Raw genomic sequence first — 22,644 nt, 5'->3', positions numbered from 1 at the left:
GACTCGTTATGAAAAAGTTGTTGCATCGCTATTTTCACAGTCGGTTTTATGCCATCCTAACTGCGACTTTCCACCCGCTACTGCCGCTTGTGCTTTTGGGGACCTACGCGCAGGCCCTGCTGGTCGCGGCCTTCTCCCGGAACGGGTTCTTCACCGAAGTATTCGGGCTGAAAAGTTGGCTACCAGGTTACGCTCTGATTCGCCAAGGCCTGGCGATGCTGACGGCGTATACCCTGGGGCTGCTTGGCCTCTTGACGGCGATCTTTGCCGCCCGCGCGGTGGCCCGCCGCAACCCTACGTTGGCCATGTTGGTGGCAGGGATCGGCTTTTTGATCCTCAACACCACCCGGCTGGCGTTGTTAGGGCCGGGTTTAGGGCTGGGTGGTTTGCTACTAGGCCTACTATTCGGCATGCTCGTCGGTTGGCTGCTTAATCTGGCGCGACCACGACTCACAGCCAGTTTCATCATCATTTTGGCGGTGGCGATCCGCCTAGGGTTGAACGCGCTGGCGGTGGGTGAAATCAGCCCGAGTTTTACCGGTATTCCTCACGGCGGCGTGGGCGTCTTGCTCGCCGTCATGGCCAACAGTGTGCTGGCTTGGTTTGGCCTGACGCCACTCATTGATCCGCTGTCGCCGCTGTTGACGGGACCGACCGCGACGGCCAATCTGACTGCTGTGCTGGCCCACAAAACGGTGCCCTACCTGACGACTCTCGGCACGCTTTATCGGCCCTTCGCGCTGTTTGGCGGGGTCGGCGGGACCTTGGGGCTCATCATTGCGATTTTGCTGGTGGATCGGCGGCGCACCAAGCGCCAGCTGGCGAAATGGAGTCTTGGCCCTGGGTTGGTTAACCTCAATCTGCCACTGCTGGTGGGCTATCCGCTACTGCTCAATCCGTTCATGCTGATTCCGTTGACGCTGGCGCCCCTGGCGGCAACGGCGTTGGCGTGGGTCGCGCTGCATCTGCACCTCATGACCGCTGCGGTCTACCATGTCCCGGCCACGACGCCTGGGCCGATGCTGGCCTGGCTGGCCACCAATGGTAACTGGCCGGCGCTGATTGTGGCCTTCGTTTGCCTAGCCGCGTCGGTAGCCATTTACTGGCCATTTGTCAAAATGTTGGAGGAGGTGGCGCCAGATGTCTAAAGCCTTACGCATCACGTTGTTCAGCCTCCTTGGCCTCGCGGTGGCGCTGGGGTTGTTCATTCCGGCCACGCTTTGGATGCGCGGTCAGGTGAAGCAGACGCAGGTGATTCACGATTCCCGCATGGCGCCGGTGATTCTGGTGCCCGGCAGCTCTGCCACGCAGAATCGGTTTAACGGCTTGATCACCACGCTTAATCAACGCACGAGCGGGCACAGTTTGCTCAAGGTGACGGTGAAAACCGACGGCAGCATGACTTCCACCGGGAGCATTGCCGCCCGTGATAACGAACCGTACATCGTGGTGGCTTTTGAGAACAACAAGGATGGCTACAACAACATCAAAAAGCAGGCCCGCTGGTTCAATATCGCCATGAAGAAACTGATGGCGACCTACCATTTCAATCGGTTCAAGGGCATCGGCCACAGTAACGGTGGCTTGATTTGGACCTTGTTTCTGGAAAAGTATTACGCCAGCGCTTCAATGACCCTAAGCGACCTGATGACCATTGGCACGCCGTACAATTTGGAAGAAAGTAACGCCAGCAACCGCACGCAGATGCTGGTGGACCTGATTAAAGCCAAAAAGAAGCTACCGACTAGTCTGACCGTCTACTCGCTGGCGGGGACGGCGACGTATAGCGGCGACGGCACCGTACCACTTTCCAGTGTAGAAAGTGGCAAGTATATCTTCCAAAACCAGGTGAAACACTACACGCAGATCACCGTGTCCGGGGATGATGCCAGCCACTCCGATTTGCCACAAAATCGCCAGATTGAAAGCTACATTCAGCAGTACATCCTGACCAATCCGAACCAGCAAGGGGTGCACGTGCCGGCCAGTGGGCAAGCCCGGCCAGGGGTGGGTAGTGCGCCAGATGAATAGGATAGACTTCGGCTAAGCACTGCTTGCGGGAAATAGCTTCGAAAAATTCCAGAACAAATGTGAGGAGCAACAACTTGAAACAATACACGGCTGATTTCAAAAAAATGATAGTCGAATTTCACCAGCAAGGAAAACGAGTAATTGATTTGGCAAATGACTATGACGTTCCAGTTAAGACGATGGAAAAGTGGTTTACTAAGGCGAATATGGGAATAGAAATAAAGGACAGGGCCAGCAACCTCGATTTGGTGCGAGCCGAGAATTTAAAGCTTAGACAGGAGAACGAAACCCTAGTAAAGGCCTTGGGCATCCTAGCAAAACGAGGCCTGCGCTAGGTTGACATCTTCAGGTTCCACCAATTTAAACAAGATTTGCTATTGCTTTCAATGTTGTTCAAAAGGCTGTCTTTGTAGACAATTATCTTTACCGTAACGGAGGCGAAAATATGAATTCTAATCAAGCTAACCCAATGTGCCATCAAGGCATGACCTGCCACGACGGATGCCGCTGCGCTGGTTCACATGGCCGCTGTCAGTGCCAAATGGTCACGCCAGAGCAGTGTCAGTGCGGCTCGCTGTGCAAAGCCGCGCCGGCGAAATAAGCAAAAGACCGCGCTTCAGCATTTTTCGCTGAGTGCGGTCTTTTTTGACATCAATTGGATGCGGAAATTAGGCGCGGCGTTTGCTTTGCAACGCCGTACCACCCAACAGGCTCAGGAGGCTCAGGCCAAGCAAGGCCAACCCGCTTTGATGCGCATCGCCGGTACTTGGCAAAGCCGAGGCGGCAACTGGTTTAACTTTGGCTAAGTTGACCTGCTTCAGGGCTGCGGCCGGCTTGGCGCCGGTGTGCTTCTGGTGTAGCGCTAACCAGTGTTGCACTGTCGCCAAGTGGGCCTGTGCGGCTTTCAGGGCGCTGGCCGCTGCGGCAGCCGGAGCGAGCGTGGCCTCGTAGGCCGTTTGGGCATCGGTTAATGCGGCCTGCGCCGCTTCATCAGCCGCCTGGGCCAGGGCTAAGTTAGCATCAGCTTGTTGCAAAGCCTCTAGATGATCAGCAGCTGCGGTTTCGGCTGCTTGCGCGGCAGCCAGGGCGACGTGCGCTTCATCAGCGGCGGTTTGCGCCGCTGTGAGCGCGGTCTGCGCGGCGGTGAGGGCGTCGTGCGTGGCGGTGGCGGTTGCCGCGGCAGCGGTGGCTTGCGCCTCTGCAGCTTCGAGGTTAGCGGTTAAGGTCGCCTGATTAGCCGCTGCATTGGCTGCGGCAGTTTGTTGATCGGCAGCGAGCTTGGCTTGCGCCGTGTGCAGGGCCGTGTCGGCGGCGGTCTTAGTCGCTTGCGCCGTTGTCAATGCCGTCGTCGCATCAGCCAATGCCTGTTGCGCCTTGGCCAAGGCGGTGGTGTCCTGGGTGTGGGCAATCGGCGCCGGGGTCGTGGTGTTGTTAAAGAATGGATAGCTGTGGTCGACACCGGTCACCTTCATGAAAGTGAAATAAAGACTGCCGCCGTCGTCAATTTCTACGCCCAAATAGCCGTAGTTCTTGGACCCACCCTGGTCGAGAATGAAATCTGTGAGCCAATCTATCTGGCCACCCAGATCGCCGGTGACTGAGGACCCATCGGCATAAATACTAGTTGCATCGGTGGAGTAGCCAGTTCTGCTCATCAGACTAGCGATTGCGGCAAGAATACCACGTTTGAGATTAGACATTGGGGATGATTTATCACCGAGATTAAAGGTGAAATTCATCACGGCATTGCCAATGGTACCAGCGCCCATAGCTTCGAGCGGTCCTTCGTTCCCTCTGTCATCATATTGGGTACCATAAGGAAGGCCTAAGGTTTGCGCGGCAGCGACTGAAGTTTCCGAGTCAATATCATACCACGAGTTGTCGCCATAGTTGCCACGATACATCTTGCCGCCGAGATTGAGTAGGGCAGCCTGGACCGAGCCATCGGAAACCGAAATTGGGGCGATGCCGAACTGGGCGCGGATATCATTGATTACCGAGGCGGCAAACTCAGACAACTCGCGCGCTTCAGCATTCGTTAATTGCGTCATATCGGGAACGATTTCGGTGTCGTCTGCCGCTGTTGGCTGGTAGTCGATGAGCTGTGTGGCATCCCGAGCTTGGGCCAGCACGTTATTGGCCCAATCTTCGTCAGGGCCACCATAACCGTCGCCGTTGACTTCATGATAGACCTGTAGAAAATCTGGCGTCAGCACCACGCCCCCAACCTCTGAATCAGCGTCAGTCGCGTCATCCACTGCCTGCTGGGCCTGAGTTTGCGCGGCCGTGGCATCAGCCACCGCCGTCCCGGCCTGGTCGGCGGCGGCTTGCGCTTCGTCAACGGCTTGTTGGCTGGCCGTTACTGTCGGGTCGTCTTCGCCGGTCAGGGCGGCTTGAGCAGCAGCCACGGCATCATCGGCGGCGGTTTTAGCGGCTTGCGCCGCCTCATCCGCCGCTGCTTTTGTATCCACATCAGCTTGCGCGTCAGCCACAGTTTGATCCGCGGCGTCGCTGGCAGCTTGGGCGTCGGCGGTGGTTGCCGCTGCGGCGTCGGTATCTGCCTGGGCCTGAGCAATGGCCTCTGGCGTTGCTTCCGCTTTGGTGGCTTCTGCAGCTGCCTTGTCCGCAGCGGTTTGATCTGCCGTGGTTTGCGCGGCGCTCAGATCGGCTTCGGCATCAGCTTTGGCCGCGGCAGTGGTGGTCGCCGCTTGTTGGGCTTGGTCAACAGCAGTTTGCGCCGCTACTTCATCATCATCGGTGGTTTGCACCGTGCTGGTGGCCGGCTTGGTCGCGGCGTGGGTGCTTTGTGGGTTCGCCAGTGCCAAACCAGCAATGGTAGCGGCCGCAGTCAAAGTGAACAGTGGGGTTTTCTTCATAATCTCTCCTCCAATTAAAGAAATTTCTTCCCCAGTGTACTAATTGACCGCGTCATAATATGACATAAAAATAACAATTGAGCCAATCGCCAAATTATTTTATTGATATTTAGCCTGCATCGCCGTTAGCATCGTTTTGATGCGTTTGACCAATAGCGGCGGATCGAGCACCTTGACCCGCGGGCCTTGGCCGAGCAGCCACAGCAGGGCGCCTTCGATGCGGGCGTAGGCTTCAATGACGACGCTGCCGTCCGCGTTGGTGGCGACGACTTTGGAAGTGGGAAAAGCGTCTAGGGCCGTGGTAACAAAACCTTCGTACTCAAAGTGGATGACGGTCGGTTCGCCAAAGTCGATGAAGTAGGTTTGCCGCCAGTGGTCTTGCAGCGAAAAGCGCGTCGCGTAATCGAGTTTTTCGCCTTTGGTGTCACCTAAAATCTCGTCGATGCGATCGAGACGGTAGAGCCAGTAGCCATGATGCTCGTCGGCAAACATCGCCACGTAAAAGTAAAAGCGCTCAAAGAACACCGCCACAGGCTGGGCGTGATGGATTTCGCTGGTTTGTATCAGATTCGAGCGACTACTGCGGTAGCTGAACGTCAGCTTAAGGCGCTGAGCGATCGCGGTATTGACTGTCTGCAACAAAGCCAGCAGCGGTTTGGCGCCAGTGAGCGGCGAAAAACCATGCCGCGCCAAGCGCAAATCCGCGTGCAAGGCGGTGCGACTGGTCGGTGAGAGGGGCTGTTCAATGTAAGCCAAAGCTTCTGCCAGTTCGCCTTGATCAAAAGCGCGACTGCCGGTGACGATGTGACTGATCGCCAAGGCGATGCTATCTTGCCGGTTATCGCTCATTAAACACCAGTGCCGCGGTGGTCCTTCCTGTAGCACTGGCGGTTGGGCGCACTCGTCCGCCAAGGCGGCCCGAATGTCCGCCAAATCGCGCTGAAGGGTGCGCAGGCTGATGCTGTATTCAGCTGTCAGGGTCTCAGCATCAATGGTTTGACCTTGCATTAAAGCCGCAAAAATATGCGCGACGCGGGCGTTGCTTTCCATGGGAGCCACCACCTTTGAATGATCTATCACATATCTTACCAGATGAAGCCGGAAAGAGCGGGTGAAAACTCTCGGCCGATTTTGGCTGTGATGACAGTTTGATGATGGATTCAATAACAATGGCATCATACCTGGTTGTGCCAAGGCGGCGAGCAAAAAAATCCCATCACCGCTCAGAAGAAACGTCTGCGACGATGATGGGATTGCTTTTATTCAATTAGCGTTGCGGCAAACTTAAGCGACAGCGGCTGATTTGAAAATCATCGGTTTCAGCCGTGACCAAATCGCATTGATACCGAAGGCCGAGGCGAAGGAAATGCACCAGGTCAGCACGTACAGAACCAAGATCCCGACCCAGGTGTTGGCGGTGGTCAAGGTCTTGCCGAACAGCAGCCACAGGCATTGTGACCAAAAGACATTCGACAGGTAGGCTTTGTAGGCGAAGTTGGCAAACTTGTGCACGAACTTCGTAAACGGCCGACCGGCTTTGACCTGATACAGGCACAGCGCTGAGAACAGGCCAATGGCGGCTAGATCATACAAGGTCATCGACGGCTTGTAGTAAGGCGCGTTGCCCAGGTTGATCGGGAAGCCGTAGCTGAACAGTTCATGGTTGGTCCACCAGAATGTGGCCAAAAAGACCACCGCGATGGCTGGCCACCATTTCATGATGGCGCGGTCGAAGTGCTCACGGTACTGCCAAGCCAGCGTCCCGAAGACGCCATAGATGAAGAAGCTGATGAACAGCCGATCAAACAGGTACCAATCTTGGGCATGCGGGCCGTTAAAGACCTGGGTGTCATAGAACCACAGCCACAGCGCGGCAATCACGACAGCGGCGCAGGCAGCGATGATGCCACGTTTGGTGTTTTGTCCGCACCAGCGGCCAATCGCCCAAAAGACCGGCATCAAAATGATGAACTGCAGCATCATGGTGTTATACCACAAATGCGGCGCGGCGTTCCCGTTGACGAAATGCCACAGAAACGAACCTAAGTCGTGGTACTGGTTGACCTGCTGCATTTGCGGCATGACCAACAGGTAAATAAACGTCCACCAAATCGTGGGGATGAACAAGGCGTGCCACATGTTTTTGAGGTAGTGGCCGTAAGTCAATTCCCGGTGGTTGATGGTCGTGCGGGTGGTGGTGTAAAGAATGCCAAAAATAAAGGCTGGTGCGGTGTACTTGACCAGGTTATACATAATCCCGATCCAAGTTTGCGCGCCGATGCTAGGGCTGGTCGTCAACGCGTAGCTCATAATGGGCTGCGACATCACGGCAGTGCAGGCGCCTAGCTTTAAGTAGTCGCCGATATCGGCGACTGGTGCGAGCGTCTTCTCACTCATTTGGTTGTCCCACCTTAGTTCGGATTTGTGAGAGGCGATCGGTGGGAGTTGTCGAAGCCAGTGTAACGAGTTGGGCACGCAGTTGCAAGCCTTTAATTTTTCGCGAGCGGCGCCGTTAGACCTTCAGGGCCTGGGCGCGGGCGGCGACAAATAGCGCCACTAATGCGTTTGCGACTTTGCGGGTGCGCACGTCTTCTTTAGGCTGGCCTTCTGTCAAATAAATCGTGCGAAAAGGTGGATCCGGTGTAATGCGGGCCAGATGCAGCTGCTTGCCGGTTTCGGCCCAAGTGACCGAGGGGATGAAGCCGACGCCGATCCCTGAGGCCAGCATCGCGCGGATACTGGCCGGGTCGTCGGATTCGTACTGGAAATTCAGGCGCAGGTTCCGTTGGTCAAAATACTGATCCAAGGTATCGCGCAGCGGCGTGTGATAGCCCAGTGACACGATCGGCTGGCCCACCAACGCATTCGGCGTGATAAAAGTGGAAGCGGCCAGATCGGGATTGGCACTGCCAATCAAGATTTCCTCGTTCAACAGCGGCACTGAACGTCGGTCACGGCGCGGCTGACGAGTGGAAATCGTGAAGTCGAATTCCCGGGTTTCGTTGACGGCGGTAATGCGCTGGGTCAGCTGAATCGGGGCGTTGGGGTAAATGGCGTGGATCGTTTTGATGATGTCTGGAATCAGCGCCGACGCGACTTCCACCAACAGGCGAATCGGCCGCTGCTGCGTGTTGGGTTTAGCGACGGCTTCAATCCCTTCCTCGATTTGATCGAGGCCGGATTCCACATAGTTGAGAAACAAACGGCCGGCATCGTTGATTTGAATGCCGCGGCCCACCCGGTCGAACAGCGCCACACCGAGTTCTTTTTCCAATTCCTGAATCATTTTGGTCATCGCTGGCTGGCTAATAAAGGCCTGGCGCGCGCCTTGAGTGATGCTGCCAGTTTGCGCCGTGTAGACGAAACCTTGAAGCTGAGCGAGGTTCATGCGGTGCCTCCTATTCATAACCGATTGTTATACATATAAGATAAAATCATTATACAACGCTATCTGAAGGGCATAAAGTGGCAATGTGAGAGCGATCGGATCAGATAGAGAGAAGGTCAATCGTGAATTCTTTGTGGATTTTCCCCGGTCAAGGGGGCCAAAACGCTGGTATGCTCCAAAACGTGGACAAGACTTTGCGCGGCCACGTGGAGGACTTGCTGGGTTTGAAGTTGTTGGATACCGATTCGGCGTACCAAGACTCGGTGCAGCTGCAAGTCGGCATCGAATTGTTGCAAGTGGCGCAAGTCAACGCCATGCAAGCCGCCGGTTTGAAGCCGCATTTGGTGGCTGGCCATAGCCTCGGCGTGTTCGCCGCGGCTTATGCCATCGGCAGCTTAGCGCAGGATGATTTGTTCCGGGTGGTCAAACGCCGCGCGGAGCTGATGCAAGGCGCCTATCCCCAAGGTTACGGGATGGGTGTGGTGGTTGGCTTGAGTCGCGCTGAGGTGGAAGCCTTGGTCGCCCAGGTCAACCGGCCGGAGCACCCGGTATATGCTTCCAATCAAAACGCCGAAGACCAAACCGCGTTGTCCGGCGAGCTGGCTGCAATCGATCAGGTCGTGACCCTCGCCAAGGCGAACGGCGCGGTGCTGGCGCGGCGGCTGAAAGTGCCGGTGCCGTCACATTCACCGTTGATGGCGAAAGTCGGCACCCAGCTGGCCGCTGCCATGGCGGATGTGACCCTGCAAAAACCGGCCGGCATTTACCTGACGAATTACTCCGGCCGCGCCGTGCGCCAAGTGGCACCGGTGCGCGAGGATCTCAGCAACAACTTGGCTCATCCCGTGTATTTTGAAGCGATGATGGGCGTGGCACACGATTATGAACCCGATAGCATCGTGAACTTTTCCCCTGGCCGGCCGTTCCGGAAGGTGCTGGGGCAGAAGTTCGGCGATCTGCATCAAGTCAATCTTGATCAGATGAGCGTATCGGATGCCGCATTTTTGTTAACCAAATGGGAAAGAGGGACTTATTAATGAGCGAAGAACGTGATTGGGCAACGCATCGCGAAGCCAAAGCGAACAAGCTCTCAGCAATGAGCAGTACGATCGATGGCAAGTTCGCCAAAACCAGCGATGCCAAAGCCATCTTGGAAGGGCTAATCGCACCAGGGGACAAAGTGGTCCTCGAAGGCGATAACCAAAAGCAAGCGACCTTTTTGTCAAAGACATTGGCTTCAGTTGATCCAGCCAAGGTTCACGACTTGCACATGATTATGAGTAGTATTTCACGGCCGGAACATCTGGACATTTTTGAAGACGGGATTGCCTCCAAAATGGACTTTTCCTTTGCTGGCCCGCAAAGTACCCGGGTTTCACAGATGATTGCTGATGGCACCTTGAAGGTCGGCGATATTCACACTTACCTGGAACTGTATGCCCGCCTGTACATCGACTTAATTCCGAATGTCGTGTTGGTCGCTGCCGATAAGGTTGACCGCGACGGGAACCTGTACACCGGCTATAACACCGAAGAAACGCCAGTGATTGTTGAATCTGCGGCCTTCCATGATGGCATTGTCATTGTGCAGGCCAATGAAGTCGTCGACAAACTGCCTCGCGTGGATATCCCAGCTGACTGGGTCGATGTGATCATCCCAGCGGACGAACCTTATCAGCTTGAACCGCTATTTACCCGCGACCCGCAAAACATCACCGAGTTGCAGATTTTGATGGCGATGATGGCCATCCGCGGCATTTACGAAAAGCACAACGTTCAATCCGTTAACCATGGGGTCGGTTTCAACACCGCCGCTATCGAACTGTTGCTGCCAACTTACGGTGAGCAGCTGGGCCTGAAAGGCAAGATTGTGCCGAACTGGGAAGTTAACCCAACGCCAACCCTGATTCCGGCCATTGAATCCGGCTGGGTCCAGTCGATTCACTCCTTCGGTGGTGAAGTCGGGATGGAAAAGTACATCGCCGCACGCCCAGACGTCTTCTTCGTCGGCAAGGACGGCACGATGCGCTCAAACCGTGCCTTTGGCCAAATGGCGGGCCAGTATGCGCTGGACATGTTCGTCGGCTCGACGCTGCAAATCGACCAATACGGCAACTCTTCAACCGTCACCAACGGCCGGCTCTCCGGCTTCGGTGGCGCGCCAAACATGGGCTCCAACCCAACCGGTCGGCGCCACTCCACGCCAGCATGGCAGAGCTTGCGGCCTGATAACGATCCGCTGGGCAAAGGCCAGAAGTTGGTCGTGCAAATGGTTGAAACCTTTGGCTCCAACAAGCGCCCAGTCTTTGTTGACTCACTCGACGCCGTTGAGGTGCGCAAGGAAGCTAAGCTCCAAAACGTGCCGATCATGATTTACTCCGAAGACACGACCCATATCGTGACTGAAGAAGGGATTGCCTACCTGTACAAGACCTCTTCCATGGCCGAACGCCAGGCCGCCATCGAAGCCATTGCTGGGGTCACCCCAGTTGGCTTGCGCTCTGATCCTGCAGTGGTCAAAGACTTGCGGGCCCGCGGCATTGTGGCCTTCCCTGAAGACCTCGGCGTTAACCGCAACCAGGCGACCCGGTCCTTACTGGCCGCTCAGAACATGGAAGATTTGGTCAAGTGGTCGAAAGGCTTGTACAATCCGCCGGCTAAGTTCCGGAGCTGGAGCTAAGGTCACCTCTGAAAGGAGCACGCAACATTATGGAAAAAATGCACTTTAATTATGCGGCAACCCAGCCAATCGAACGCCCTGTTCACATTGGCGTCGTTGCTTCCGGCGACCTTGAAGTGATCATGAAGCCGACGGACAAAAAAGAATCTGAATTAAACATCGTCACTGGTAGTGATGGGTTCAAAGAAGTTTGGCAAAACGTGCTGAACCGGTTCTTCGACCGCTACCCACTGCTGGCCGATTTTGAGATCAATGATTTCGGCGCCACGCCTGGCGTTGTTAACCTGCGACTCACTCAAGCAATGGAGGCGTTGAAAGATGAGCAATAGTTTTGTTGAATTGCACGCTCGCCAGCGCGCAGAAGCCTTACTTGATGCGGGTAGCACCCGTGAATTGATTGGGCCCTTTGATAACATGATTTCCCCGCACCTCGAGCCCCAAAACATCGTGCCTGAAGCCGATGACGGCATTGTGGTGATGAAAGGGCAATTAAACCAAAAAGACACGGTCATCATCGCCATCGAAGGCGCCTTCCAAGGCGGCGGGATTGGTGAAGTCTCCGGCGCGAAGATTGTCTCCGCCCTGGAGCATGTATTAGCCGACAACAAAGCCGGCCACAAGGAATATCCGATCATCATCTTGGATACCGGTGGCGTGCGCCTGCAGGAAGCCAACTACGGCTTGCTGTCAATTTCCGAAATCCACAACATGGTCATTGCCTTGAAACAGTACGTGCCAGTTATTGGCCTCGTGCCAGGGCGCGTTGGCTCTTTTGGTGGGATGTCCATCACCAACGCCTTGCTGTCTTATGTCATCGGCACCGACAAAGCCCGTATCGGCTTGAACGGTCCTGAAGTCATCGAGCAGGAAGCCGGCGTTAAGGAATGGGATTCTTCCGATAAGAACCTGATCTGGAACACGCTGGGCACTAAGCAGCGCCAGGCCACCGGCATCATCGATGAAGTCGTTGATGATGACGTGAACGCCTTCCGCACTGCCATCACGGCAGCGATTGATGAGAACAAGGATTCGCACCGTGATCAGCGTGGCGATTTCTACCTGAGCTTGCTGGATCAACTCGACCCAAGCCAGCCCCTGGATATCGCCGGTTACGATCAGCTGTTCAAGCAAGTCGTTGCCAAGCCGCATCACCTGGCCCCAGCCACTAGCGGCAGCCAGCCTGGCACCAAGTCTCGTGGCCGCAACTGGTTTGAACTGTTGACCGGCATCAAAAACGCCCACAGTGATGTGCCAACGGTCTTGCACGCCCAAGCCGATGGCCGCGAATATGTTGCCATTGTGCCAGCTGAAGACAATCGCTTCCCACGGGTACGCCATGGTGAAGTGGGCCTGCAAGAAGGCTACACGGTTGCCAGTGTCATCAACGATTTGATCGCCGCTGATGCGGACAAGCCAGCGGCCGAGAAGACGCCAATCGTGATTGTCGTCGATGTGCCGAGTCAGGCTTATGGCTACAAGGAAGAGCTGATTGGGATTCACATGTCGCTGGCTTCCGCTGCCAGTGCCTATGCGCGGGCACGCCAGGCCGGTCACAAGGTGGTTTCCTTCATTCCAGGGGATGCCGTTTCCGGTGGCTTCCTCGCTCAAGGTTTGCAATCCAACCGGCTGGTCGCCTTGGATGACCTCGACATTACCATTCAGGCGATGAGCAAGGCTTCCAGTGCCCGCATTACCCAGCGGACGATTGCTGAATTGGAAGAAGCCACCAAGCATGTCCCAGCGATGGCTTACGACATTGAAAACTATCAAAAGCTTGGCTCTTTGTACAACCTGATCAAAGGCGTCAAAGGCTACGATTCTGATGCCAATGCTGTTGCTACTGTGAAGGCCGCCTTGGACGATGCGTTCAAGAGCCTGGAAGACGCACCTGCTGACCTGTCCTTCCGTTACACCAACGACATTGCCGTGAACGGCGAAGGCGGCGGCCGCAAAGCCACCAACAAAGTTCGCGCCTTGATGGATCAGCAATGGTAAGTTTCACTCCGCATACGCTCGTGCGGCTCAAAGCAGCTGATGCTTTGACGGCAGCGAGCCCACTGCCTGATTGGGCAGTGGCCATGTTAACCGAATCGCCATACGTGATCGTACGGCGGGGCCCCCAGGCCGACCGGATTCCGGTCGGCCTTCGTGGCTATCAAAAGGCGCAGCGCTTTGCAGCCTTCGCGGCCTCTGCTCAGGTGGCGGCGACCGTGACCCCGCAGCAGGCCTTGGCGCTGCTGCCGCAGTTGGACCCGGCGCGGGCGCAATTACCGGCGTTCCAAAAGCTTGCCGCTTTAGAGCCTTTGCTGCAAGGCTTCGATTGGGGTGTCGGCGGCAGCCTGCAATTCGAGCTGGTCACGGGCCTGAAAATGGCGCGGCCAGTCTCAGATGTCGATGTCATCATGACTAGGCCCGCTAAGGCCTTGCCGGTAGCGGCGGCGCAAACGCTGATCCAGCGCCTGCAAGCCATTGCCGGCGCGCATGCGGACATCCAAGTGGTGCACGGCCAAGATGGCTTTTCGCTGGAAGAGTACGCCCAGCACCGCGCTGCCCAGGTGATGATGAAAACCGCCAACGGCCCGCAGTTAACCGCGGATCCGTGGCATTTTGAAGGTGAAGCCTAATGCAAATTGCGGTTCCTGACGCCCAGTTAGCCGTGGCCGTTGAAGGTAGCGGCCGGCCCATCGTGTTCGTCAACGGTTTTGGCAGCTACAAGGAAATCTGGACTGCCCAAGTGGCGGCGTTTAGTCGCCGCGCGCAAACCGTATGCTTTGATTACCGCGGGCAGGGCGAATCCACTGGACCGGTGGCGACCTCGCTAGCGGAACTGGCTGATGACCTAGCGGCGGTGCTTTCGCAACTGCAGCTGCAGCGGCCACTGCTGGTGGGCCATTCGATGGGTGCTAGCGTCATTTGGGCGTTTCGCCAGCGGCATCCTGACGTGCCAGTGAGCGGGGTACTGGTGGTGGATCAGTCGCCGAAGATGCTCAACGATCATCAGTGGCAATTCGGCTTTCGCGGCTTAACGGCCCGCACTGCGCCAGTGCAGTTGCACCGGCCTCGCCAAGGCCACGAAACCTTGCACGGCATGGTGCCGGCGGTGATGGATGCGTTTATTCGCGCCGAAAGCCGCCAGCCCTTCGACCGTGAGCAAGGCGTGGCGCTGCTGGCGGATCATTTCCAAGCGGACTGGCGCGCGCAGATCAGTAGCGAAACGGCCCCGGTGCTGTTCGCCACGGCGGCGCAAACGCCGTATTTCAACAATGGCTACGGCCAGTGGCTGATGCGGCGCAATGCCCAGGTGCGCGAAGTGATGATTCAAAACTGCGGCCACGATGTGATGGCTGAAGTCCCGGAAGCGTTCAATCAAACGCTGCGGCATTTCATGTTGCAAAACAAGTGAAAGGATACGTTATGACGGCATTTACGGCAGAACAACTGGCCAATTTGGCCACGCGGGCCTTGCTCTATGAGGTCAGCGTCAATCCCAAACCCGGCCTGGTGGATCCCGTCAGCAGCGGGCCGCATCCTGATATGACCGTGTTCACGTTCATTAACTCCAGTTTGAGCCTGCAGCCGTATTTGCTGTTTTGTGCCCAAACTGGCCTGGACTGGCAAGACGACTTACCAGCGCTATTTCAGGCGCTGCGGCCAGCAGGGATGAAGGCGGAGCAGGCGATGTTTGCCGCAACCGCCGGGGTGAACACGCATAAAGGCGCCATTTTCTCGCTAGGGATTCTGACTGCCGCCGTGGCCTATCACCAGTCTCGTGATCTGACCGTGCGCCAAGTGGTCCAGCAGATGCTGGTGGGCTTGACCGCTGGAGACTTTGCCGCCACCGCGGCGAAAACCGATGCCGAGCTGACAGCCGGCGAGCGGCTGTACCTTGAGCACGGCTTAACCGGCGTGCGCGGGGAAGCCGAAGCCGGCTATCCCAGCGTGTTCGATCATGGCTTGCCCATGCTGCGGCAGGCGACTGGGACGCTAAACCAACGCCTGCTCGATAGCTTGCTGGCGATTTTGAGCCATTTCACCGATACCAACCTGATTCATCGCGCTGGCACCACCGCTATTTTGCCGGTGGCGCAGCAGCAGGCCCAGGCGATTTTGGCCACTGGCGGCACGCACACCCAAGCGGGGATGCGGCTGCTGGAGCAGATGAATGCTGACTTTTTGAAGCAGAACCTGAGTCTGGGCGGATCGGCAGATATGCTGATTTTGACCATTTTTATGGGCTTTGTGGAAGACCTCATCTGAAGCCCTGTGACAAAAAGAACCGTCTCGCATTTTGTGCGAGGCGGTTCTTTGATTCGCCGGCGCTTAGCAGACGCTGTGTTTCACGTGAAACAAAGACCGGCCTGTTGACGAAAAGTACAGTCAAAATGGTGTCCGGCGTCCAGTGATCGCTAAGCTTTTGGCGCTGGCGTAACGGCGGCCTCCATCAGCCAGTCGTGCTGTGGGTCATCACCGACCACGAAGGCATGCTCGCCGACTTTTTTGAACCCGCGCTTTGTATAGAAGGCTTTTGCCGGTTCATTGTGTTCCCACACCCCCAGGGCAATGGTGGCCTTACCTTGAGCTTGCGCTAATTTTAATGCCTGATTGTAGAGCAGGCTGCCCAAGCCGTGATGCTTATAGGTTGGCAGGATGTAGATGCGTTCCAACTCGAGGGCGTTGGTCGCTTTGACGTCCGCGGTGACGGCGGCGTCCACGTTGAATTTGGCATAGCCGGCAGGGGTACCATCAACCAGCGCGAACCAAAAGGTGGTGCCAGGGGTGTTTAATTCTGCCGTGAGCTTGCTTGGCGCATAAGCCGTGGCCAGAAATTCGGCCATGTCAGCTGGGGCGGTATTTGCGTCGAAGGTATCCGCAAAGGTGATGCGGGCCATGTGAACGAGGGTGGGGATGTCTTGCTCAGTGATTTGACGAATAGTGTTCATTGTCTGTCCTTTCATGATTAAAACTCAGTAGTGGCGCTTGCCGCCGCTTTTGACCAGCTGCCAGTCTTCATCGATGTTCTGCGTCATCTGGTTGAGCAGACGGGTCAGGGTGGCAACCTCCGTTTCGGTCATGCCATCAAGGGCCCGCTGAAGTGAATACTGGTTCTCCCGGTGAATCGGGGCGTAGGCTTTTTTGCCGGCGGCGGTGGCGAAAAGTAAACTTGCTTTCGCGTTATTGGGGTCAGGCTGCTTCACGACCAACCCCTGCCGGCACAGCTTGGCCACGCTGCGCGCCACTGTGGCTCGATCCACTTTGAGCTGGTTGACCAGCTGTTCTTGGATGATACCAGGCTGTTCGACAATGCGCACGAGGTAGAGGTATTGGCCGCGAGTCAGATTTAAGTCGCGGAATTCGATGTTGGAGATGCTGTCCAGTGCGCGTGCCACAACACCGATGGCGCGGAGTGCGTCCATAAACAGGTCACCTGCTTTCTGGGATTAGTATACACGGATGTATTGCAAATGCAATATATAATTGAAAACCGTTTGTCAAATCATATTTGTGTCTGCTCGCTCTGGCCATGTCACCGCAGTCGTTAGGTGACGTTATCACACTGCCGCTGTACACATACCTCTCGTCGGATTTGGTCATACATAATAAATTGATCAAAAAAGGCATCGCTCAGCAACTTTCTACGAGTGATGCCTTGGCTTACTTTTATGCACACCCTTACTTTGGAAGCAGGTGATTGAGATCAAGAAGGAGTTGATTAGTTTTTTGCGTCTGGGCTCAACTCAAAATAACCTTCCGGCACCACTCCACCCCATTCCTGCTCCAACGCGGCAATGGCTTCCACATGTCCAACTCGCGCTGACCGCCGCAGGTACTGCTGCACGGCAGCGTCTTTCTCTGCCGCTGGCGCGGTCACCGCATCCGCAATCAACCACGATCCGGCAGCGAGCCAGGCGCCGGGCGTTTCCTTGGCGACTTGCATCAGCCAGCGCTGACCTTGCACGAAATTCTGGCGCGTCGGTTTGTCCTCGTTTTTCACGACCTGCACCAGCACGTCACCCAATGCATCGAAAAAGTAGGAGATATAGCCGCTCATTGGCGGGTTTTTCTCATACAACCGCTTGCCGTGGTTGATCAAGGCTTGCACCTGATCCACTGGCAGCCAGCTCATCACGGCGTGCACGGCCAAGAGTTCCATGCGATACCAAGCCTTGGCACTCAAGAGCGCCTGCAAAATGGTCAGGGCGGTGGCCCGCATCTGAGCCGGCTCCGCAAGGCCAGGGGCGGTGCTTTGCAGAATGAACTGCTGCATCGCCAGAATTTGCTCAGGTTTAGCGAGTTGCGTCATGAAAGTGTGGTAGTTCTGCTGCGCCTTTGCCGGCTGGTCTTGGAGGTCCGTATAAGTGGCCCACAGGGTGTGCACACCGCTGGGGTGACCTGGCGTGCTTTGAATGAAGGTGAAGGCTTGCGAGGGGAACATCCCAAGCTCGCCCATCAGCGCGGTCAGGGTTGCAAACCCGAGCTGCGTTTCGCCTGCTTCGAAGCGACGCAGGGTCGTTGGGCTCAGCGCTACCGCGACCTCTTCGATGCTCACGCCCATGTATTGGCGCTGGTTTTTGATGAGTTCTGGCAGGGTATGGCTGACGAGCATGGCTTGCGGGTGGTCGATGAGCGGCTGGTGTTGAACCTGCGCGTGCTGCATGCGTGCGAACATGTTGCGAAACCAGTAGGCGTCATCCTTGTTATTCATCACCAAGAGGTCGTCAATGATAGCCTTCACTGCCGCGGCGTTGGCGGCAGTGGGCTGATGCACCCAGCGCGCCGCAGCGACACCGAAGTACCAATTCGAATAGAACTGGGTCACGAGCACTGACGCCTCTGGCCGGGCAAACGTCGGGGTCAGCTGCTGCTGCAGGTCGTCTGCCAAGGCCAGGTCGTGGTCCATCAAGGCGCCGAGCCAGATGATCATCAGGTACATATCGCGCATGACCCATTGTTCATCAATGGCTTCGACTCGCTGGCGCAGCAGCCCCAGCAGTTCATGGCTGGCAGGGCCGACAATTAGCTTCAGGACATCCGTCACCATCGCAGGGTTGTAGCGCATGGCAGCGAGACGGTCGGCAAGAATCTGATTCTGCCCGGCGGTGAAGTGATAGGTTGGCTCTGGCCAATGCGCCATTGCGTCAAATAGCACCCGCGCATAGTCGGTGAGGGCGTTGCGCTGGGGATGTGCCTTCAGGTAGCTGTTGCGCCACTGACTACCTAATGCCGTGTGATAAGACAAGGCGTAGTTCAGAATCGTGAGGGGAAAATAGCGCTGTTTGGCCTGATAGAGATAGTAGAAATCTTCATTTTCAATGCCTAGGCGCGCCATCAAGGTGATGGCTTTATCGGCGCTGAGGTCTTGCCGGCCCCGTTCAAAGCGGGACAAAGAAGCCGCTGACCAATCGCCAGCCGCTTCTTTGAGCGTCACCCCGCGCCCAGTGCGAATATCGTGGAAAAACTGGCCGAGCGCGGCGACTTCGTGGTTATGCGTCATCATCGGTCGCTAGTGCTTCAGCCGGGCGACAACGGCTTCAACGGCCTGCTGCTGGGCTGGCGTGCGGTAAAACTTCCGGCGCAAGTCGCTCGTGCTGATCGTGTGGTCGTCGAAGACCTGGTCAGAGTCGTTGTAATTCGGGTTGCGGATGGCATAGGTAATTGTGAATTGGTTGTAGTGGAAAGGAATCTGCGTGACCGCAGTGCCGCTGCTGACCAGATAAGGATAGCTAGCGGTGTTGTTATCAAAAGTGAGATTCTCATCATTGGCCACGTCGTCACCGCGAAGCATCATAATCATGACCCCAATCGCTTGCGCACTCATCGGCCGGTTTTTGATGGCGGCTTGGGTTTCCGCGCTGGTACTGGTGCTGTCGCTAGCGGTGGTATCACTATCGTTGTTATCGCTGGTGCCGGTACTGTCGCTGGCTTCGGTACTGTCACTGGTGCCGGCGTTATCACTGGCGCTCGCGTTGGCGATTTGGGCAAAACTATTCTTCACCTCAGTGTTGCGCGTTGGCGTCAGAATCGGCCAGCCGTCGCGCGTTTGATCGACCAACGCAATGGGGCTGCCTTCGTGAAACGCGAACACATAGGTGATGTGATTAGGCAGTGGCGGCACTGAGCCGTCATAGTTGTAAATGGCGACGACATTGTAATCGTATTTACCCTCACCAGTGGGGGCCCAGCCAATGGTGCCTGGCGTGGTCTGCTCAATCTTGATGCCTTTCAGCGCGTCAGGATACGTGGTGCCCACAGACGTTTTGAGTGGCGTTTTGCCGTCGTACTCGGTGTAGCTTTGACCCATGGTGGGCGCCCATTGCGCGATAAAATCCTTCAGTTGTTGGTCCTTAGTCGCGTTCCACAAGGTTTGCTTCTGCGAAGAGGAGGCCGCGGTCGTTTTCTTAGCCGTAGTCTTCTTCTTTTTGGCTTTCGTCACTTTGCTGGACTTGGTGGTGCTGTGGCCTGATTTAGCTGGCGTGCCGCAGCCGGCTAACCCCACAAGGGCCAAGGTCGCGCCTAATGCAATCAACGTTGACAACAGATGCTTGGTATTTTTCATTGTGTGTCGCCAGTGGCCTGCCCGATGACCCCGGCGTACTCCTTCCCGGTGCTGCCTGTATTGTATAACGTCAGTCAGTCTCTGCCAAATCAGCGGGCGAGAAACGCCCCAATCAACCCGCCGACAATCCCGCCAGTGACGCCGCGCGTCACGGCGTCGTCAGTCGATTGCTGCTTGGCTTTGGCGGCCATGACCATTTTGTGCGCGCGCTTGCACTCATCGGAATTCTGATAACGGATGGTTTCTTTGTCGCCTTGATAGCGCCATAGCACGGTTTGCGAGCCTTTCATCTGGTGCTGCTGGATTTCCACGGTCCAGTTGCCAGGTAAGGCCTTTTCTAGGCTTGCCAGCTGCATTTCAGCGCCGATGCGGGTTTGGTCGTAGTCGTTGGCTTTGATGGCATCGATGAGGCGCTCCAGCTTGAGATCGTCGGTGGTGATGACGACTTTTTTGGTCAGCGTATTGGCCTTGGCCGTGTAACCGCCTTGGTTGAGCACGTTGGCATCCACGGCATTTCTTACTACCCCAGGCAAGTACAGCAGGCGGTAGGCAAAAAAGATCGCGAGCAGCACAGCAAACGCAGCGGATGCCCAACGCAGGTACCGCTTGCGCGCTGGGCTTTTGGCGGCGCCTTGCAGTTGCTTCAAGCCTTGCTTAGCGCGGGCTGCCGCGGTGGTGGCGGCTACGGTCGCCGCACTTTTGGCTTTGGCGGCTGTTTCAGTGGCGATTTGCTTAGCGGTATCGCCGCCTTCGACCTTGTGGCCACATTTTGGGCAGTAGCTAGCGCCAGGGTCGAGCTTGGCCCCGCAGTTAGAACAGAATTTCATAATGTTTCCCCCTTAATCCTTCTCCGTCAGCCAGTCGCCTTGCGATTGATCGAGGGCGTACTGCGAGGAGCTACCTTCTTCGACTTCCCGCAGTTCCCATTGGCCTTGATTGGTCAGTTGGTAAATCACGTTGTATTCGATGATGGAGGTGGTTGACTTGCCGTAATTCTGGTTGGTCATGCCACCCTCTAAGCGCTTAGCCGCTTCGGTTTCCTTCATTTTGACGTAGGTCTGGATGTGCAGCCGGGTGGGATAAATTCGATCCAGGTTGTCATTATGGTCAAAGGCGATTTCGACATAGGTGGCCTCGTCTGCACCGTTGCTGTCGGGATCGACGTTGATGGAATCGCGATTGAAATACTGCTCCTCCACGGTGTAGCGGGTCTTGAGGTCGCCACTGTCGGCGACGGTGCCGGTGCTGCCCCACAGCGCTTTCAGGTAATCGGAATGACCGGGCAATTCGGCGGCGTTGCGATCATCCACCGCTTGGTAGAACTGCTTCAGATCTTGGAAAGCGTGCTTCGCGAGCACTTTGGCCTCCACCTTGCCAAGGTTGTAAAAGCCTTGGGTCGTGGCGAATAAGTCCGGGGCTAGATTGTACTTGAAGGCTGCGGATTGATCCATGGTAGCATCCTGGGCTTCATGTGCCACATAGAAGGCGTGGCTCTTAATCGTGCCCAGCCAAGGCAACTGGCCGGCCAGGGTGAAATTGCTACGTTCATGCAAGGTGACGACATTCTGCTTGGTCGGTGAGAGATAGGCACCAGTGGCCTTCCCATTTTCGTAGACTTCGAGCCAACTTGGGCCTTGCGGCAGACCGTATTTGGCCTTGGTGCCAAGCTGTTGCTGTCGCTCTTTTTTCGCTTTGGCTGTGCTTTGCCTTTTCGCGCTGGCGCGCTGACTGGCGGTGCTACTCGACTTTTTGGCTGGTGCCTGGTGGCTGGACATGTCGACATTGCCGACGCTGCAACCACCGAGCAATACCGCAAGGCTGAGCAGCGCCAGCGTGATACCCCGTTTATTCATGTTTGACTCGCTCCTTGGCGCCCGGGCCTTTAAGCCTTGGTCCGGACGCCTAAAATTTAACGGCTGACCCCATTTTTCCGTTCTTAGACCAGCCTAGCGCGGCGCTGACGTGAGGCAAAGCAGATTTGCATATCTGCATGGTAAGTTGCGTGCAATTAGTTTTATAAGCCGGGTGGGGATTAAATCACGGTAAGAATCTTGGGGTAGCGCTCTCATTCTTTTGTGCGAAGATGTACAAGGCTGGCGGGTTAACGTAGAATGAATAGATATTGGGGGCGGGAAACATGACAGAGGCACCATATCAAAAACTGACTGGGCGGCTTTTTCTGGAGCTGATTCGCCTGCCAGTCAAGCTCGCCTCGGCGATGCCGTTTGCGCTGGGGGTGTTGTACGCGTGGTACGACCAGCGCGGGTTCAATGGCGTCAACACGCTGATCTATTTTGTCGGCCAGCTGAGCATTGCCTGTTTCGTCACCGGCTTCAATAACGTTCAGGATTATTACAAGTCCAAGGACGAGAACTATCGGCAAAAAGGCAACATCATCGGCACGGATCATTTGAATCCGCGGCGGGTGATGGCCTTGATGCTGGCGCTGCTAGTGGTGGCGGTGCTGGCTGGGCTGATCTTGGTCTGGCGCACGAACTTGGTACTGCTGCTGATTGGTGGGGCGGCGATTGGCATCGCGATTTTCTATACCTTTGGACCGATGCCGATTTCCCGGCTGCCGATTGGTGAGGTGGTATCAGGGGTGACGGAAGGCTTTGGCACCTTTTTCATTGCCTACTTCGTCAATGTGCCCAACCGGCCGCTGGCACTGGATTTGAGTTGGCAAAGCTTCAGCCTTTATGGCAGCGTGCCGGTGCTGGCCAAGCTGGTGCTGGTGGCGGCGCCGATCATCATCTTGGATGGCAATATCATGTTCGCCAATAACATCGGCGACATCCAAGAAGATATCACCAACCACCGCGCGACCATGGCGGTGTACCTCGGCCACGACCGGGCCTTGGCGATTTACCGCTGGGTGCCCGTGGCGGCTTATGCGGCGCTGATCGCCGCGGTGTTTCTGCGGGTGATGCCGCCAGTCACGCTGCTGGTGCTGCTGCTTTGGCCCTTGATTCATCGCAACATCGCCCGCTTCCTGCAAGTGCAGGTGCGGCGTTTGACGTTCAAAACTGCCGTCAACAACCTGCTATTGACCGCTGGCGCCGAGGTGTTGGTGCTGGCCGGCTGGTTGCTGTGGCAACAAGTTTAGGGGGAATTT

21 protein-coding genes are annotated in these 22,644 nt (G+C 56.3%); 11 read left to right on the top strand and 10 right to left on the bottom strand.

Annotated elements, in window-relative coordinates; all coding sequences use genetic code 11:
* Positions 1-8 precede the first annotated feature (8 nt).
* The 3 genes from EKM90_RS05915 to EKM90_RS05905 all read left to right on the top strand — a co-directional run bounded on the left by EKM90_RS05915 (position 9) and on the right by EKM90_RS05905 (position 2,366).
* Positions 9-1,148: a PTS transporter subunit EIIC gene (locus tag EKM90_RS05915; protein ID WP_125580660.1), complete on the top strand. Its 1,140-nt coding sequence runs from the start codon at positions 9-11 to the stop codon at positions 1,146-1,148.
* Positions 1,111-2,031 (top strand): alpha/beta hydrolase, encoded by a 921-nt coding sequence (locus tag EKM90_RS05910; protein WP_404819940.1) that lies wholly within the window; start codon positions 1,111-1,113, stop codon positions 2,029-2,031. Before EKM90_RS05915 ends, EKM90_RS05910 begins: the two co-directional genes overlap by 38 nt.
* A 74-nt stretch (positions 2,032-2,105) precedes the next feature.
* Entirely contained in the window at positions 2,106-2,366 is a 261-nt protein-coding gene (locus EKM90_RS05905) for a transposase (protein WP_125580658.1), read from the top strand.
* 333 nt (positions 2,367-2,699) lie between these two features.
* Here EKM90_RS05905 and EKM90_RS05900 read toward each other — a convergent pair whose 3' ends face one another.
* The 4 genes from EKM90_RS05900 to EKM90_RS05885 all read right to left on the bottom strand — a co-directional run bounded on the left by EKM90_RS05900 (position 2,700) and on the right by EKM90_RS05885 (position 8,295).
* Positions 2,700-4,907, bottom strand: coding sequence for an SEC10/PgrA surface exclusion domain-containing protein (locus EKM90_RS05900; protein WP_125580656.1), 2,208 nt, complete (start codon positions 4,905-4,907; stop codon positions 2,700-2,702).
* Between the two features lie 99 nt (positions 4,908-5,006).
* Positions 5,007-5,957 carry a helix-turn-helix transcriptional regulator gene (locus EKM90_RS05895; RefSeq protein ID WP_225422740.1) on the bottom strand — a complete coding sequence of 317 codons (951 nt, stop codon included), beginning with the start codon at positions 5,955-5,957 and terminating at the stop codon, positions 5,007-5,009.
* A gap of 234 nt (positions 5,958-6,191) precedes the next feature.
* Positions 6,192-7,304: an acyltransferase family protein gene (locus EKM90_RS05890; protein WP_125580654.1), complete on the bottom strand. Its 1,113-nt coding sequence runs from the start codon at positions 7,302-7,304 to the stop codon at positions 6,192-6,194.
* A gap of 115 nt (positions 7,305-7,419) precedes the next feature.
* On the bottom strand, positions 7,420-8,295 hold the full coding sequence (locus EKM90_RS05885) for a LysR family transcriptional regulator (RefSeq protein ID WP_125580652.1): 876 nt from the start codon (positions 8,293-8,295) through the stop codon (positions 7,420-7,422).
* Positions 8,296-8,417: 122 nt separating this feature from the next.
* Here EKM90_RS05885 and EKM90_RS05880 point away from each other — a divergent pair, with 122 nt between their 5' ends.
* Genes EKM90_RS05880 through citG form a run of 7 tightly spaced genes read left to right on the top strand, consistent with a single transcriptional unit; the run spans position 8,418 to position 15,232 of the window.
* Complete coding sequence (locus EKM90_RS05880; protein WP_125580650.1) at positions 8,418-9,332, top strand: ACP S-malonyltransferase; 915 nt, start codon at positions 8,418-8,420, stop codon at positions 9,330-9,332.
* Positions 9,332-10,975, top strand: a complete 1,644-nt coding sequence (mdcA, locus tag EKM90_RS05875; protein WP_125580648.1) for a malonate decarboxylase subunit alpha — start codon at positions 9,332-9,334, stop codon at positions 10,973-10,975. The genes EKM90_RS05880 and mdcA overlap by 1 nt, the downstream gene beginning before the upstream one ends.
* 29 nt (positions 10,976-11,004) lie before the next feature.
* Positions 11,005-11,304, top strand: coding sequence for a malonate decarboxylase subunit delta (locus EKM90_RS05870; protein ID WP_125580646.1), 300 nt, complete (start codon positions 11,005-11,007; stop codon positions 11,302-11,304).
* Entirely contained in the window at positions 11,294-12,970 is a 1,677-nt protein-coding gene (mdcD, locus tag EKM90_RS05865) for a biotin-independent malonate decarboxylase subunit beta (RefSeq protein WP_125580643.1), read from the top strand. The genes EKM90_RS05870 and mdcD overlap by 11 nt, the downstream gene beginning before the upstream one ends.
* Positions 12,964-13,599 carry a malonate decarboxylase holo-ACP synthase gene (locus EKM90_RS05860; protein ID WP_125580641.1) on the top strand — a complete coding sequence of 212 codons (636 nt, stop codon included), beginning with the start codon at positions 12,964-12,966 and terminating at the stop codon, positions 13,597-13,599. Before mdcD ends, EKM90_RS05860 begins: the two co-directional genes overlap by 7 nt.
* Positions 13,599-14,378: an alpha/beta fold hydrolase gene (locus EKM90_RS05855; protein ID WP_125580639.1), complete on the top strand. Its 780-nt coding sequence runs from the start codon at positions 13,599-13,601 to the stop codon at positions 14,376-14,378. The genes EKM90_RS05860 and EKM90_RS05855 overlap by 1 nt, the downstream gene beginning before the upstream one ends.
* Positions 14,379-14,389: 11 nt before the next feature.
* The gene (gene citG / locus EKM90_RS05850; RefSeq protein ID WP_125580637.1) at positions 14,390-15,232 is read left to right on the top strand and encodes a triphosphoribosyl-dephospho-CoA synthase CitG; all 843 of its coding nucleotides are present in this window, start codon (positions 14,390-14,392) and stop codon (positions 15,230-15,232) included.
* A 149-nt stretch (positions 15,233-15,381) separates the two neighbouring features.
* On the opposite strand, the gene EKM90_RS05845 is transcribed toward citG, so the two are convergent.
* From EKM90_RS05845 to EKM90_RS05820, 6 genes are all read right to left on the bottom strand, one after another.
* The gene (locus EKM90_RS05845) at positions 15,382-15,930 is read right to left on the bottom strand and encodes a GNAT family N-acetyltransferase (protein ID WP_225422738.1); all 549 of its coding nucleotides are present in this window, start codon (positions 15,928-15,930) and stop codon (positions 15,382-15,384) included.
* Between the two features lie 9 nt (positions 15,931-15,939).
* Positions 15,940-16,389 carry a MarR family winged helix-turn-helix transcriptional regulator gene (locus EKM90_RS05840; RefSeq protein ID WP_125580635.1) on the bottom strand — a complete coding sequence of 150 codons (450 nt, stop codon included), beginning with the start codon at positions 16,387-16,389 and terminating at the stop codon, positions 15,940-15,942.
* Between the two features lie 296 nt (positions 16,390-16,685).
* Entirely contained in the window at positions 16,686-18,470 is a 1,785-nt protein-coding gene (locus EKM90_RS05835) for a helix-turn-helix domain-containing protein (protein WP_125580633.1), read from the bottom strand.
* A gap of 6 nt (positions 18,471-18,476) precedes the next feature.
* A complete protein-coding gene (locus tag EKM90_RS13025) occupies positions 18,477-19,529 on the bottom strand; it encodes an Lreu_0056 family protein (protein ID WP_225422736.1) in 1,053 nt (350 codons plus the stop codon).
* An 89-nt stretch (positions 19,530-19,618) separates the two neighbouring features.
* The gene (locus EKM90_RS05825) at positions 19,619-20,356 is read right to left on the bottom strand and encodes a zinc-ribbon domain-containing protein (protein ID WP_125580631.1); all 738 of its coding nucleotides are present in this window, start codon (positions 20,354-20,356) and stop codon (positions 19,619-19,621) included.
* Positions 20,357-20,368: 12 nt separating this feature from the next.
* A complete protein-coding gene (locus EKM90_RS05820; protein ID WP_125580629.1) occupies positions 20,369-21,382 on the bottom strand; it encodes a hypothetical protein in 1,014 nt (337 codons plus the stop codon).
* A 284-nt stretch (positions 21,383-21,666) separates the two neighbouring features.
* On the opposite strand from EKM90_RS05820, the gene EKM90_RS05815 reads away from it, so the two are divergent.
* A complete protein-coding gene (locus EKM90_RS05815) occupies positions 21,667-22,635 on the top strand; it encodes a UbiA family prenyltransferase (RefSeq protein WP_125580627.1) in 969 nt (322 codons plus the stop codon).
* Positions 22,636-22,644: the final 9 nt, after the last annotated feature.

The organism is Lacticaseibacillus suibinensis, from assembly GCF_003946175.1.
In the GTDB taxonomy this organism is placed as follows: Bacteria; Bacillota; Bacilli; order Lactobacillales; family Lactobacillaceae; genus Lacticaseibacillus; species Lacticaseibacillus suibinensis.
The sequence above is the reverse complement of the archived record's forward strand: the minus strand, read 5'-3'. Positions and strand labels throughout refer to the sequence as shown.

Coding starts and splice junctions, on each gene's coding strand:
- EKM90_RS05915 (WP_125580660.1), top strand. CDS start 9: ATGAAAAAGTTGTTGCATCGCTATTTTCACAGTCGGTTTTATGCCATC.
- EKM90_RS05900 (WP_125580656.1), bottom strand. CDS start 4,907: ATGAAGAAAACCCCACTGTTCACTTTGACTGCGGCCGCTACCATTGCT.
- EKM90_RS05895 (WP_225422740.1), bottom strand. CDS start 5,957: ATGGAAAGCAACGCCCGCGTCGCGCATATTTTTGCGGCTTTAATGCAA.
- EKM90_RS05890 (WP_125580654.1), bottom strand. CDS start 7,304: ATGAGTGAGAAGACGCTCGCACCAGTCGCCGATATCGGCGACTACTTA.
- EKM90_RS05885 (WP_125580652.1), bottom strand. CDS start 8,295: ATGAACCTCGCTCAGCTTCAAGGTTTCGTCTACACGGCGCAAACTGGC.
- mdcA (WP_125580648.1), top strand. CDS start 9,332: ATGAGCGAAGAACGTGATTGGGCAACGCATCGCGAAGCCAAAGCGAAC.
- EKM90_RS05870 (WP_125580646.1), top strand. CDS start 11,005: ATGGAAAAAATGCACTTTAATTATGCGGCAACCCAGCCAATCGAACGC.
- mdcD (WP_125580643.1), top strand. CDS start 11,294: ATGAGCAATAGTTTTGTTGAATTGCACGCTCGCCAGCGCGCAGAAGCC.
- EKM90_RS05860 (WP_125580641.1), top strand. CDS start 12,964: ATGGTAAGTTTCACTCCGCATACGCTCGTGCGGCTCAAAGCAGCTGAT.
- EKM90_RS05855 (WP_125580639.1), top strand. CDS start 13,599: ATGCAAATTGCGGTTCCTGACGCCCAGTTAGCCGTGGCCGTTGAAGGT.
- citG (WP_125580637.1), top strand. CDS start 14,390: ATGACGGCATTTACGGCAGAACAACTGGCCAATTTGGCCACGCGGGCC.
- EKM90_RS05845 (WP_225422738.1), bottom strand. CDS start 15,930: ATGAAAGGACAGACAATGAACACTATTCGTCAAATCACTGAGCAAGAC.
- EKM90_RS05840 (WP_125580635.1), bottom strand. CDS start 16,389: ATGGACGCACTCCGCGCCATCGGTGTTGTGGCACGCGCACTGGACAGC.
- EKM90_RS05835 (WP_125580633.1), bottom strand. CDS start 18,470: ATGATGACGCATAACCACGAAGTCGCCGCGCTCGGCCAGTTTTTCCAC.
- EKM90_RS13025 (WP_225422736.1), bottom strand. CDS start 19,529: ATGAAAAATACCAAGCATCTGTTGTCAACGTTGATTGCATTAGGCGCG.
- EKM90_RS05825 (WP_125580631.1), bottom strand. CDS start 20,356: ATGAAATTCTGTTCTAACTGCGGGGCCAAGCTCGACCCTGGCGCTAGC.
- EKM90_RS05820 (WP_125580629.1), bottom strand. CDS start 21,382: ATGAATAAACGGGGTATCACGCTGGCGCTGCTCAGCCTTGCGGTATTG.
- EKM90_RS05815 (WP_125580627.1), top strand. CDS start 21,667: ATGACAGAGGCACCATATCAAAAACTGACTGGGCGGCTTTTTCTGGAG.